General features: G+C 35.0%; 11 protein-coding genes. 1 reads left to right on the top strand and 10 read right to left on the bottom strand.

The genetic code is table 11. The annotated features are described in order from the left end of the window. The first annotated feature begins 29 nt into the window (after window positions 1-29). Window positions 30-431 (top strand): sterol desaturase family protein, encoded by a 402-nt coding sequence (locus ACFSJT_RS10160; RefSeq protein ID WP_378320178.1) that lies wholly within the window; start codon window positions 30-32, stop codon window positions 429-431. Here the strand turns inward: ACFSJT_RS10160 and ACFSJT_RS10155 are convergent. From ACFSJT_RS10155 to ACFSJT_RS10110, 10 genes are all read right to left on the bottom strand, one after another. Beyond that, complete coding sequence (locus ACFSJT_RS10155; RefSeq protein WP_378320148.1) at window positions 421-1119, bottom strand: DUF3291 domain-containing protein; 699 nt, start codon at window positions 1117-1119, stop codon at window positions 421-423. The genes ACFSJT_RS10160 and ACFSJT_RS10155 overlap by 11 nt on opposite strands. A 9-nt stretch (window positions 1120-1128) precedes the next feature. Next, a complete protein-coding gene (locus ACFSJT_RS10150) occupies window positions 1129-1608 on the bottom strand; it encodes a TlpA family protein disulfide reductase (RefSeq protein ID WP_378320147.1) in 480 nt (159 codons plus the stop codon). A 247-nt stretch (window positions 1609-1855) separates the two neighbouring features. Continuing rightward, window positions 1856-2938: a hypothetical protein gene (locus tag ACFSJT_RS10145; protein WP_378320146.1), complete on the bottom strand. Its 1083-nt coding sequence runs from the start codon at window positions 2936-2938 to the stop codon at window positions 1856-1858. Window positions 2939-3011: 73 nt separating this feature from the next. Continuing rightward, window positions 3012-3680: a Crp/Fnr family transcriptional regulator gene (locus tag ACFSJT_RS10140; RefSeq protein WP_378320145.1), complete on the bottom strand. Its 669-nt coding sequence runs from the start codon at window positions 3678-3680 to the stop codon at window positions 3012-3014. A gap of 130 nt (window positions 3681-3810) precedes the next feature. Continuing rightward, a complete protein-coding gene (locus ACFSJT_RS10135) occupies window positions 3811-6081 on the bottom strand; it encodes an aconitate hydratase (protein WP_378320144.1) in 2271 nt (756 codons plus the stop codon). A gap of 320 nt (window positions 6082-6401) precedes the next feature. Continuing rightward, on the bottom strand, window positions 6402-6836 hold the full coding sequence (locus ACFSJT_RS10130) for a hypothetical protein (RefSeq protein ID WP_378320143.1): 435 nt from the start codon (window positions 6834-6836) through the stop codon (window positions 6402-6404). Between the two features lie 120 nt (window positions 6837-6956). Further along, complete coding sequence (locus ACFSJT_RS10125) at window positions 6957-7913, bottom strand: AAA family ATPase (protein WP_378320142.1); 957 nt, start codon at window positions 7911-7913, stop codon at window positions 6957-6959. 1 nt (window position 7914) lies between these two features. Beyond that, window positions 7915-9408 (bottom strand): peptidylprolyl isomerase, encoded by a 1494-nt coding sequence (locus ACFSJT_RS10120; RefSeq protein WP_378320141.1) that lies wholly within the window; start codon window positions 9406-9408, stop codon window positions 7915-7917. Further along, on the bottom strand, window positions 9371-10153 hold the full coding sequence (locus ACFSJT_RS10115; protein WP_378320140.1) for a peptidyl-prolyl cis-trans isomerase: 783 nt from the start codon (window positions 10151-10153) through the stop codon (window positions 9371-9373). The genes ACFSJT_RS10120 and ACFSJT_RS10115 overlap by 38 nt, the downstream gene beginning before the upstream one ends. 66 nt (window positions 10154-10219) lie before the next feature. Beyond that, window positions 10220-12181 (bottom strand): peptidylprolyl isomerase, encoded by a 1962-nt coding sequence (locus tag ACFSJT_RS10110; protein WP_378320139.1) that lies wholly within the window; start codon window positions 12179-12181, stop codon window positions 10220-10222. Window positions 12182-12183 lie beyond the last annotated feature (2 nt).

Raw genomic sequence — 12183 nt, 5'->3', positions numbered from 1 at the left:
TCCTTACGTTCTTTGCCGCTTTTTCTATTATGGAATTCATGGCATGGTTCACTCATAAATATGTAATGCATGGTTTCTTATGGTCGCTACATAAAGATCATCATCATAAAGATCACAATAGTTGGTGGGAGCGTAATGATTTTTTCTTCATATTTTATGCTGTGGTTAGTATGTCTTGTATTCTGCTTCATGATTCTGAAACATTTTGGATAGGAAGACCAATAGGTCTTGGAATACTAGCCTATGGCATAGCTTATTTCGTAGTACACGATATCTTTATACATCAACGTTTTAAATTATTCAGAAAAGCTAATAATTGGTATGCTAAAGGTGTGAGAAGAGCCCACAAAATACATCACAAAAATATTAACAAAGAGAAAGGAGAATGCTTTGGGATGTTGGTGGTTCCTTTAAAGTATTTTAAAAAATAACAGGATTTATATTTTCCCATTTTCCCATAGTTTTATAGGGTTGAAAACGGGCAAAGAGTTCTTCATGGTACCAGTCCAAAATTCTGGTTTTTCTTATTGCTTCTATATGTCCTGAAGTTTTATATGCATAATCTAACAAGGCTTTCTTATCATTCCATAAACTAAATGTAGCCATTTGGATGAAAGGTTTTGCCCCTATACCTTTTGCAAAGATTAGTCCTTTTTGATTTCTTAACGGTGTTCTTGATTTGGGAACGTATTTCCAAAAGTCGACCAATCTGTTCAATTTTATAGTAGCTCGTGTAATTACTACTATAGCGTTATTACTAGAACTTATAGAATCACTTTTAGTAAACGGTTGACATCCGGTCCATAGTCCTTTTGAGGTGATGTTCTTCAAATAGACGGTCCATATATCTGAAGCTTTACCTTGAAATCTAGTAATTATTTTTGATTTGTTAAAGAAGAGATCGGCTGCTTTCTCATTTTCCCATACTTGAATCAATGCGTATACACTCCAGTCGGGTGACGGTTCGAATCCATTTTTACCACTACCCATAAGTCTAAAGAAGGTTTGACCAGAAAGTCGTTTTAATTTTGATGGCATTAATAACATCATATGAAAGGCCCATATCTTTGTCCAGAGATTAGAGTATTTAAATAACGTAAGTGTAGTCACCTGTTCCATTCACCAATATTATTCTGCAATCAATTTATCCAAAATATCTTTTACTTTCTTTGTATCCCAATCGGCTGCACCTCTTTTGTAAATAACAATATTCCCTTTTTTATCCAATAGATACGTTCCTGGTATAGGCTTATGAACAAAAGGCTTTGGATGTGGAGATAGTGATCTGTAAATTGGATAATTATAGTTTTTATCATTCATAAACTTATTCAATTCGGGATCATCATCTTCAGTTAAAAATACAAACACTACTTTATCCTTATAATCATTATATAATTTTTGAAGAGAAGGCATTTCTGCAATGCAAGGTGGACACCAGGTAGCCCAATAATTTAATAAAACCACTTTGCCTTTGGCAGAATCGAAATTCATCGATTCAGTATTTACCCCGTGCAATTTCCAGTCATAAGATGTTACTTTTTTTCGGTCATCTTTCTCTACCAGATCAGGACTAAATGAAAATATTCTGGTCAAATATATTTGCATCATCCCCCTGGTATTCGGAATAAAAAACAGCAACAAAATAATGACAAAAATTAGATTTGATATTTTCTTTTTATTGAATTTCATTTGTTGTTGGTAAAGCTTAGTTTTTTAAACGTTTTGACAAATCTATGAATTAATAAAGCGCAATCAATGATTGCGCTTTAAAACTAACAAAAAAACAACGAACTAAGTTCAGTATTCCCAGAAAGTCGGGTAATCATACAGTTCAAATAGAGAAGTTTTTACTTTGTTAATTACGAGTTACCTGGATAGAATTCGATAAGTCAAAATCTCCTTGTACTTGGTTAGCATTCATATCTACAGCCAAACCTGTGACGGTTCCGTTGTAACGAGCATACCAGATCAAACATGTCCCTACACCTGCTCCATCAAAATCGTTAGCTTCTACCATTGCGAGGGTCGCAGGCAAACCTAAAATTTTACCTTGATCATCAGTAATGATCCATGTACTATTTTCACCAAAAGCCTCTGTAGCATCTAAAGTAATACCCGAGACCTGGTCAGGTTGATTGTCTCCTGAAGTAAAAGTAAAAGGACCTCCAGAGATAGTTCCTGCATTGGCTACTTGGTTTCTATTTACAGTTATCGAGTTTGACAGATCAAAATCTCCTTCAACATTATTAGCGTTCATACCAACTTCTAAACCGGTAACCGTACCATTATAACGAGCATACCAGATTAAACATGTTCCATCTCCTGCGCCATCAAAATCATTTCCCTCTACCATTTCAAGTGTTCCCGGTAAGCCCAGAATTATGCCTTGATCATCTGTAATGATCCACGTTCGATTTTCGCCAAAAGCATTTGTAGCATCCAAAGTAATACCAGATACCATATCTGGTGTACCATCTCCTACGGTAAATGTAAAAGGACCACCTGACAATGTTCCTGCATTAACTACTTGATTACGCACGACTTCAATAGAATTTGAGAGATCAAATAATCCTGTAATTTCGTCTACAGTAGTTGCGGTTTCAATGTTAGAATCATTTTCAAAGCGGGCATACCAAATAAAACAACTACCTGCACCGGCATCATCAAAATTGACTCCCTCGACCATTTCTAAGGTCCCTGGGCGCCCTAAAATATTCCCTACCTCGTCGGTAATCACCCATGTACTATTCGTGCCAACAGCTCCTGAAGCATCCAAGGTGATTCCGGTTACAAAATCAGCTTCTCCATCTACATTAAATTCAAATGGCCCTCCGGTTATGATACCAGCATTCACTACAGGTGTATTGTCATCATCGTCACTACAAGAGACTGCAATAACTCCTATTGCTAAAGCCCCTATTATTAATTTTTTAAACATTGCTTTTGTTTTTATGATTATTAGATCATAAAAATATTGACAATTAAGATTTTAAAATGTTAGCTATCTAACACTAAGCAACATTTTTCAAGCGAATCTCTTTTCTATTGAAATCGATAATGTTAGACTCTTTCAATTCATTAAGAATTATATTTAAGGTAGGTCTGGAAGTTCCTATGAGATTAGCGATATCCTTTTGAGTATATGGATGTTCTATCACCATATCGCCAGTATTTGGGCAACAGTGCCCATAATCTTCTTTAAGTTCATCCAAAAACTCTAACAGTCTTGTTTTCGTGTCTTTAAAAAGAAGTAATTGCAATCTTCTTTCTAATTTTCGAAAACGTAATCCTATGAACTTGTAAATTTTTAAACTGAAGGATTGATTATCGCGCATAAGTCCGTGCATAGTTTCTACGCCTATAGGACAAATTGATGTTGTATTTTCTATGGATTGTGCAAATTCGGTTCTTTTATCCTCTCCAAGAATAGCTTTTTCACCGAAGATTTCACCACGAGTAAGGATAGATTTTACGACTTCGTGTCCGTCTTCTGCATAATATCCTATTTTTACTTTTCCTTTTTCAATGAGATATACCTTATTAGCCGAATCTTCTTCAAAGTAAATGTAATCGTTTTTTCGATAAGCATCAAAATTGTGATCTTTCTTATACTTTTTGAATTTATGAGGGCATAATACCTTAAAGAGATTAGCATCTTCAAAAAACCATATAGCACTCATGATGATTGTGTTTAGATGTTAGTTAATATCTGTGTCGTAAATGGCTGATAGACCTTACCTTAAAACACAAAAAACTCCCAAAACTTTTAGTTTTGGGAGTTTAGGTATGCGAAAGAACTCAATTTACTTTTTAAACGTTCTGTTTTTTGATAAGATTTAAAGCAGAACCTTCTTTAAACCACTCAATTTGAGGTTCATTATAAGTATGATTTAACATAATCGTGTCTTTAGAACCATCTGCATGTACAACTTCTAAAGTAAGTTGCTTATTTGGTGCAAACTGATCAAGATCTAAGAAATTAAAGGTATCATCTTCTTGTATCAAATCATAATCATTTTCGTTCGCAAATGTTAATCCAAGCATCCCTTGTTTTTTCAAGTTGGTCTCATGGATACGAGCAAACGATTTTACGATAACTGCTCTAACCCCTAAGTGACGGGGTTCCATAGCAGCATGCTCACGAGAAGATCCTTCTCCATAGTTATGGTCTCCCACAACAATAGTTGGTATACCAGCCGCCTTATATTCTCTTTGAACATTGGGCACGCCATCAAACTCTCCTGTTAATTGATTTTTAACAAAGTTGGTTTTCTTATTATAAGCATTTACTGCACCTATTAGGCAGTTATTAGAAATATTGTCAAGATGTCCGCGGTAACGTAACCATGGCCCTGCCATTGAAATATGGTCTGTAGTACATTTACCATAAGCTTTGATCAACAATTTAGCTCCTGTAATGTTCTTACCATCCCAAGGCTCGAAAGGAGTTAAAAGTTGTAAGCGCTCTGAGTCTGGATCTACCAAAATTTCTACGTTCGATCCATCTTCGACCGGTGCAAGATATCCTGCATCTTCTACTTCAAAACCTTTTGGAGGTAATTCCCATCCTGTAGGTTCATCAAACATAACCTCTTGCCCATCTTCATTAATTAGCTTGTCCTTTAACGGATTGAAATCCAAACGTCCTGCGACTGCAATTGCGGCCGTAAGCTCAGGAGATGCTACAAAAGCATGTGTGTTAGGATTTCCATCTGCTCGCTTGGCAAAATTCCTGTTAAACGAGTGTACAATACTATTTTTGGGTGCATTTTTTGGGTCACTATATCTAGCCCATTGTCCAATACAAGGCCCACAAGCGTTGGTGAATATTTTAGCATCAAGTTTTTCGAATATCTCTAACAAACCATCTCTTTCTGCGGTATATCGAACCTGCTCAGAGCCAGGATTGATACCAAACTCTGCTTTGGTTTTTAATCCTTTGTCTATGGCTTGTTGTGCAATTGAAGAAGCGCGTGATAAATCCTCATAAGATGAGTTTGTACAAGAGCCTATTAACCCCCATTCTACTTTTAACGGCCAGTCATTTGCTTTTGCCTTCTCGGTCATTGCACTACCAACTTCTGTTGACAAATCAGGAGTAAAAGGCCCATTCAATAATGGTCCTAATTCAGACAAGTTAATTTCAATTACCTGATCAAAGTATTGTTCTGGATTAGCATATACCTCAGCATCTCCGGTGAGATGTTCTTTAACAGCATTTGCAGCATCAGCCACATCAGCACGGTCTGTAGCCCTTAAATAGCGCTCCATAGATTCATCATAACCAAATGTAGATGTGGTAGCACCAATTTCGGCACCCATATTACAAATTGTACCTTTACCGGTACATGACATTGACGTTGCACCTGGGCCAAAATATTCTACAATAGCGCCTGTTCCTCCTTTTACGGTAAGAATCTCGGCTACTTTTAAAATCACATCCTTTGGTGCTGTCCAACCTGATAATTTCCCGGTAAGTTTTACACCTATCAATTTAGGAAATTTAAGCTCCCAGGGCATTCCGGCCATAACATCAACCGCATCTGCACCACCAACTCCTATAGCCACCATTCCTAAACCACCAGCATTTACTGTATGTGAATCTGTACCAATCATCATTCCACCTGGAAAAGCATAGTTTTCTAATACGACCTGATGAATAATTCCTGCTCCCGGTTTCCAAAATCCAATTCCGTACTTATTAGAAACAGATTCTAAGAAATTAAAAACCTCACTACTGGTGTTTAAAGCTGATTGTAAATCTTTATCTGCTCCTACTTTAGCCTGAATCAGGTGATCACAATGCACTGTTGTAGGTACTGCTACCTTATCTTTACCAGCTTGCATAAATTGCAATAACGCCATCTGGGCGGTTGCATCCTGACACGCGATACGGTCTGGAGCAAAATCAACATAATCCTTTCCTCGTACAAAAGCGGTGCTTGGTTTGCCATCCCAAAGATGGGAATATAAAATTTTCTCTGCTAGGGTTAAAGGTTTGCCAGTAACTTCACGAGCTGCAGTAACTCGATCTGCTACTTGACTGTATACCTTTTTTATCATATCGATATCGAATGCCATATACTATTAATTTTAAGTATTGAAAAGTCCTGCGAAAATACGAATTTTAAAAGATTTTATTAAATGATTAGTCTTATTCCTATGTTTTTGCATTTTTCAAAAAATTAAGACACTCATTCTTGTAAATCTATAAATTAGATTCAGGAATTATACAAAATCAATAAAAAAATATATAAGAAAATGACACTCTATAATTTTGATGTACGAAAACGTTATAGTTACTTTTGTCAATTTGACCAAAAAAAGATCAGATTTAATCAAAAACACAAAAAATGAAGCTCACCACTTCACTTTTCGTTCAATAAATACTAACCTAAATGCTAATAATCCTTTTTGCGGCCCTTCATTCTTTTTCCGCGTTTTTTTATAAAGCTCTCATACTCTTGCAATTGTTCCTCTGTTAGTGTGGCTTTAAACTCTTCATCTTTCGCCCTCAGCGTTTCTATATGCTTTTTTAACATCTGTCGTTGTTCATAACTGTAGGAGGACATTAAAGCCCTTCTCCTTTCTCTTTTAGAGAGGCCTTCGTCATTTATAATTTCAAGTTGTTCTTTTGTGAAAGTGGCTTCCATATCTGATTTATTCTCTTTCTTCAATTGCCTTTGATCATCCAGTAGTGCTTTTTGATCTTCCGAAAGGCTCTGATAAAACTCTTTTTTGAGTTCCTTCTGCTCTTTACGATTAGTATTGGTTTGCGCTGATAAAGAAAAAGCAACTGAAAGCAAAGCCATAATAGTAATTAGAATGTTTTTCATAGTATGTACATTTTATTAAATAAACTTCTTATGCTGTTTATCTATTGGACTATGAAAAAAGGAAAAAGTTTAATATTTTTAATATTTCTGCAAAAAATAATAATGAGTAGCTACTAGAGCTCAAAAAAGACTGTTTATTACATCTTCCACACTTACTCCTTCGGCTTCGGCTTTGTAGTTTTTAATAATTCGGTGTTTAAGAATACCTGATGCTACAGCCTGCACATCTTCGATATCAGGAGAAAACTTTCCTTTGATCGCTGCATTAGCCTTTGCTGCAAGAATTAGATTTTGCGAAGCTCTAGGACCAGCTCCCCAATCAATGTAGTTTTTTACTAATTCGGTAGCAGAATCACCATGTGGCCTGGTTTTTCCAACCATTTCAACAGCATATTCAATGACGTTATCTGCTACTGGTATTCGTCTGATAAGATGCTGAAAATCTATAATTTCTTGTGCTGTAAATAATGGATTAACAGTTTTAGTAATATCACCTGTGGTACTTTTAACCACTTCCACTTCTTCCTGAAAGCTTGGATATTTCAATTCTATGGCAAACATGAATCTATCCAATTGTGCTTCTGGTAAAGGATAGGTTCCTTCTTGCTCTATTGGGTTTTGTGTAGCCAAAACAAAGTATGGTAAATCAAGTTTATAATGATGACCTGCAACGGTTACTGCTCTTTCTTGCATCGCTTCGAGCAAAGCAGCTTGAGTCTTGGGCGGAGTACGGTTGATCTCGTCTGCTAGAATAATATTTGAAAATACAGGTCCTTTGATGAACTTAAAATGTCTCGTCTCGTCTAATATTTCACTACCGAGTATATCACTTGGCATCAGATCTGGAGTAAACTGAATTCGTTTAAAATCAAGCCCTAATGCTTGTGAGATTGTATTCACCATTAAGGTTTTTGCCAATCCAGGAACACCTATTAATAACGCATGGCCTCCAGAAAAAACAGAAATAAGTATCTGATCGATAACTTTTTCTTGCCCAATAATAATTTTGGAAATTTCTTTTTTGAGTTCGGAATGTTTTTTTACCAGTTTCTCTACAGCTGCTACGTCGTCTGACATATTATTTTTCTTTTTTTAACCAGTTACCACTATACTCACAGTCTCGGTAATCTCCATTAATCTTTACATAGGTATCCATTATTTTTTCGTTCTGCCATTTACGAATTGCATCGATCTGCTTTTTCCTAAGCGCTAACTCTTGAATTTTAAGATAATCCTTAGCATAGTCTGCTATATGCTCATCATATCTGTTAAGCACTGTAATTAGTTTGAATTTCTTTTTACCTTGGCGATCCTGATCAGGAATCACTAATGAAACCTCATTGGTTTTTAGTTTAGATACTTGGTCATACAATATAGGATCAATTTTGGTAAGTTCAAAATGCGTATCCCCGGTTGTAGGATTAAGTAATTGACCTCCATCTTCTCGAGTTTCTTTCTCATCACTAAATTTTCTTGCAGCTTCCGTGAATTTGATACTGCCTGATACAATACTTGTGCGTAAAGAATCTATCAGCTTTTTGGCCTTATCAACACTTTTTCTTGTAACCTCTGGAGTCAACAATATATGTCTTACATCTATTTCTTCACCACGTATTTTATCTACTTTTACGATATGCCATCCAAAGTCGGTTTTAAAAGGTTCACTTACTTCTCCTTCTTCTAAACTAAAAGCCACATCTTTAAATTCTTTGGCAAAGTTTGTTTGGCGGTTCAACGTATACTTACCTCCGGTGGATTTGGATCCGGGATCTTGAGAATATAGAACAGCTTTTGTGGCAAAACTGGCACCTTTCTCAACTATATCTTCTCTAAACTCATTTAATCGGTCTATTACTTTTTGCTCTTCTTCCTGAGGAATTTCAGGCTCTATTACGATCTGGGCTAATTCGATTTCGGTACCGAATAAAGGTCGTTCTGCTTCAGGAATATCATTAAAAAACTCTCGGACTTCTTCTGGTGTAATCTCTATTCCTTCAATAATTGTGGTTCTCATTCGCTCAGATAGCCTATTGGATTTATTGATTTCAAAAAGTTCTTTTCTGAACTCCTCAACATTATCTTTCTTGTAAAACCGTAATACTTTGTCTATAGTACCAATTTCTTGTGTCATATAACTTAATTGCTGATCGACCATAGAGTTCACCTCTGCGTCACGAATAACAATACTATCTTGCACTGCATGATGTGCATACAACTTGTTTTCGAACAAGCTTCCGGCTAACTCACAACGACTTACATCGGTAGCCGAAACTCCTTCGCTCATTAATTGCTTATATGCAATATCTATATCACTATCTAATATTACACTTTCTCCTATTACCGCCGCGACACCATCTATCTTCCTTCTTTGAAACGGTTCTTTTATCGGATCCTTAGCTACCTGTAAAGAATCTATTGTAGCGGGTATTGTATCATTTTTGATAATGGTATCATTCTTAACATCTTCAATAATTTCTTGCGCCTGTAATTGAGCATTTATACTTAACCCAAATATTGCGAAAAATATGGTAGTTTTAATTATAGACTTCAAATTGTTTGTTCTCAACTGCATCTTTTGTAATATCTTTTTCTATTTTTTTTATCAGCTCTAGCTTCCTTTTATTTAATATAATTTGCCTAATGGTTGGTTTAATATATGCTAAAGGCGCTTTTTCTCTTCGCTTCAAAACATCTTTTATCTTTACCATGTAAACACCGGTGGAATCCCTAAGTTGCATATACTTCCCACTCATTAAGAGTTTTGCCCTATCTTGTTTCTTAAGAATCGGGATTTTATTCAGAACCTGATCTAATTTAACCCAAGTAGAATCGTTTAATGAATATGCCAGATATTCTTCCTTTTTTAGCGTAAGCTCATCAACATCTTCTTCATTAAAACGATTCAATTGTCGCTGTGTTGCAACAATGTTTCCATACCCAGGTGGCAAATGTAAGTAACGTAACTTTACTAACTCCTCATTAAGATTAAAATTTTCTAAATTTTGAGTATAATAAGATTCTAGATCTTCTTCGGTAATCTCCATATTTATAGATTTATTGATTACCGCATTCTGGTACGCATTAATATATAAGGTACTTTGATACTTTTCTACCAGCTCGTCAAACTCCTGTAGCTCTTCTTCAGAAAGATTTCTTTTTGCCTGATCTATAAACAACTGACGTGTAGCCCAAGTGTTAATATAATTATTAACAATGTTAACACTGTCTTCTTTCGAAGCGTTCTCTGGAACCAGGTCTTGAATATCTTCTTTATATAAATAGGTTTGGTTTACCCTTGCAATTGTCTCTTTTTTCATTTGATTACCAAACTTTTTGCACGAAACGGCTGCAATTGACAAAAATATTAATACACTATACTTCATTTATTTAGTTAAATCTTTTTTAACCTTCTTTAAAGTTTTTTTATTAATCTTAACCGCGTATTTTTCTCTGAGCTGGTCAAGCCATTTGCTTTCTATACTTTCCTGAAAGTCGTTAATTATTTCCCCTTTGGTTTCTTCGAAACTTTTAACTCGGGAAGGTAATATTTCTTTCACCATAATCAAAGTAATAAAACTATCTTCTTCTATAATTGCCATTTTAGCCTTTTGCCCAGAAAATTCCTGAGGCAATTTATCCTTTCCTTTCTCTAGTTCTTCTTCAGAAAAGATCGCCAAAACAATATCTCCTTTGTTGATCTCTTTCTTTATTTCTTCAATAGATTTATTTTCTTTGAGTAACTTTTGAACTTTGGTAATTACCTCACGTTTTGACGAAGATACTTTTAGAATTTCATACCTTTCATTTTGAAAATACCTCTCCTTATTTGCTTGATAGAACTTCTTGAGTGCTAGAGTATCTGATCTTGAAGCATTCCATATTTTTGATTCCATGAGATCAAAAAGTAAAAGTCCGTCTCTATATTCGTTAATAATGTTCGCAAAATCCTGATTATCCTCTTCTAAATGTTCTTTATAATACGCTAGTAATGTAGTCGATTCAAATTGATCATACATTTCTTGTACAAAAATTGAAATGTCCAGCGGAGTTCTTTCTCTTATCTTTTTGCTTTTTATAAACTCTGCAAAATCTTGATATTGATACACTTCTTGTTTTATTCTAAACAATTCTTTCTTCAAAATATCGTCTCTGGGTATCTCCCATCCTTTAAAAAAAATTGAATCAGGAATAATTTCTTTGAAGTAGCGAATGGCCTCTTCATTTCTTATTACGTTATATTTTCTTTTTAATGAATTTATAAATGATGTAGTTACCAATTTTGATCGACTATCTCTTTTAACTTTATTGGTTAGATCATTTTTTTGTTCCTCGTAGGTCTTTGGCGAATATTTTTCTAACAACTTAATGATGTGCCAACCATATTTGGTTTCCAAAGGGGATGAAAGCTCTCCCTTTGTGTGAAGACTAAAAGCAGCTTTTTCAAATTTTTCCGAATTTAATACTCCTTGTCCAAATCGTCTGATTTTCCCTCCTTCTACCGCAGTACTTGGATCGTCGCTATATTCTTTTGCCAAAGAGGAAAAAGAAGCCCCTTGATCTATCTGCTGTTGTATTTCCTCAATTCTTGTTTTAGCTTCTTCAGAGGTTCTACTTTTGTTAACTGCAACCATAATATGTGCCACAGAAACTTCTCCAAGCATCTTTTCACGATCATTTACTTTAACAATGTGATATCCAAACTGAGTTCTAAAAGGTTCAGATACTTCTCCAACCTTAGTTCTGTATGCGGCATTCTCGAAAGGATAAACCATTCGAAAAACCGAAAACCATCCTAAATAACCTCCATTTTTTACAACTGAAGGATCCTCACTGTATTCTTTTGCAACATTCTCAAATTTTTCGCCTGAAGCAATTTTATCTTTAGCTTCTAGAATTTTTTGATACGCCAGTGCTGTATCTTTTGCAGAAGCATTTGGTTTCACCATAATTAAAATATGACTGGCGCTTATCCTTTCTAGCGAGCGATCATATGCCTCTTTTATTAAAGCCTCGGATGTTTTTGTATCTGTAAGATAATTCGATGATAATTGTTTTCGATATCCCTTTAATTCTTTCAGGTAAGATTCTTTTTTATGCAAACCCAAATTCTCAGCTTCTTTAAGCTTTAGTTTATAATTTACAAATAAACTAAGATATTCATCTATATCCTTTTGAGACTTGTCTTTAACTAAATCAATATTTTTAAGATAGATTCTTTTAAATTCTGAAGCATAAATAGGCGAATTATCAATAGTAAGCAATACCCCCTCTTTTTCTTTCTGTTGCGCATGTGCTAATGCAAAAAAAATAAACCCTAAAAAAAATACTAATGATCTTTTGTGCATAA

The sequence above is a fragment of the Aquimarina celericrescens genome (assembly GCF_042682765.1).
GTDB lineage: Bacteria > Bacteroidota > Bacteroidia > Flavobacteriales > Flavobacteriaceae > Aquimarina > Aquimarina celericrescens.
Note: the sequence above shows the minus strand (reverse complement) of the source record. Positions and strands in the feature narration are given on the sequence as shown.

Bases quoted from the DNA above. Each gene is read 5' to 3' on its own strand.
- ACFSJT_RS10155 (WP_378320148.1), bottom strand. From the start codon at position 1,119: ATGGAACAGGTGACTACACTTACGTTATTTAAATACTCTAATCTCTGG.
- ACFSJT_RS10130 (WP_378320143.1), bottom strand. From the start codon at position 6,836: ATGAAAAACATTCTAATTACTATTATGGCTTTGCTTTCAGTTGCTTTT.
- ACFSJT_RS10120 (WP_378320141.1), bottom strand. From the start codon at position 9,408: ATGCAGTTGAGAACAAACAATTTGAAGTCTATAATTAAAACTACCATA.
- ACFSJT_RS10140 (WP_378320145.1), bottom strand. From the start codon at position 3,680: ATGAGTGCTATATGGTTTTTTGAAGATGCTAATCTCTTTAAGGTATTA.
- ACFSJT_RS10160 (WP_378320178.1), top strand. From the start codon at position 30: ATGGAATTCATGGCATGGTTCACTCATAAATATGTAATGCATGGTTTC.
- ACFSJT_RS10115 (WP_378320140.1), bottom strand. From the start codon at position 10,153: ATGAAAAAAGAGACAATTGCAAGGGTAAACCAAACCTATTTATATAAA.
- ACFSJT_RS10135 (WP_378320144.1), bottom strand. From the start codon at position 6,081: ATGGCATTCGATATCGATATGATAAAAAAGGTATACAGTCAAGTAGCA.
- ACFSJT_RS10110 (WP_378320139.1), bottom strand. From the start codon at position 12,181: ATGCACAAAAGATCATTAGTATTTTTTTTAGGGTTTATTTTTTTTGCA.
- ACFSJT_RS10150 (WP_378320147.1), bottom strand. From the start codon at position 1,608: ATGATGCAAATATATTTGACCAGAATATTTTCATTTAGTCCTGATCTG.
- ACFSJT_RS10145 (WP_378320146.1), bottom strand. From the start codon at position 2,938: ATGTTTAAAAAATTAATAATAGGGGCTTTAGCAATAGGAGTTATTGCA.
- ACFSJT_RS10125 (WP_378320142.1), bottom strand. From the start codon at position 7,913: ATGTCAGACGACGTAGCAGCTGTAGAGAAACTGGTAAAAAAACATTCC.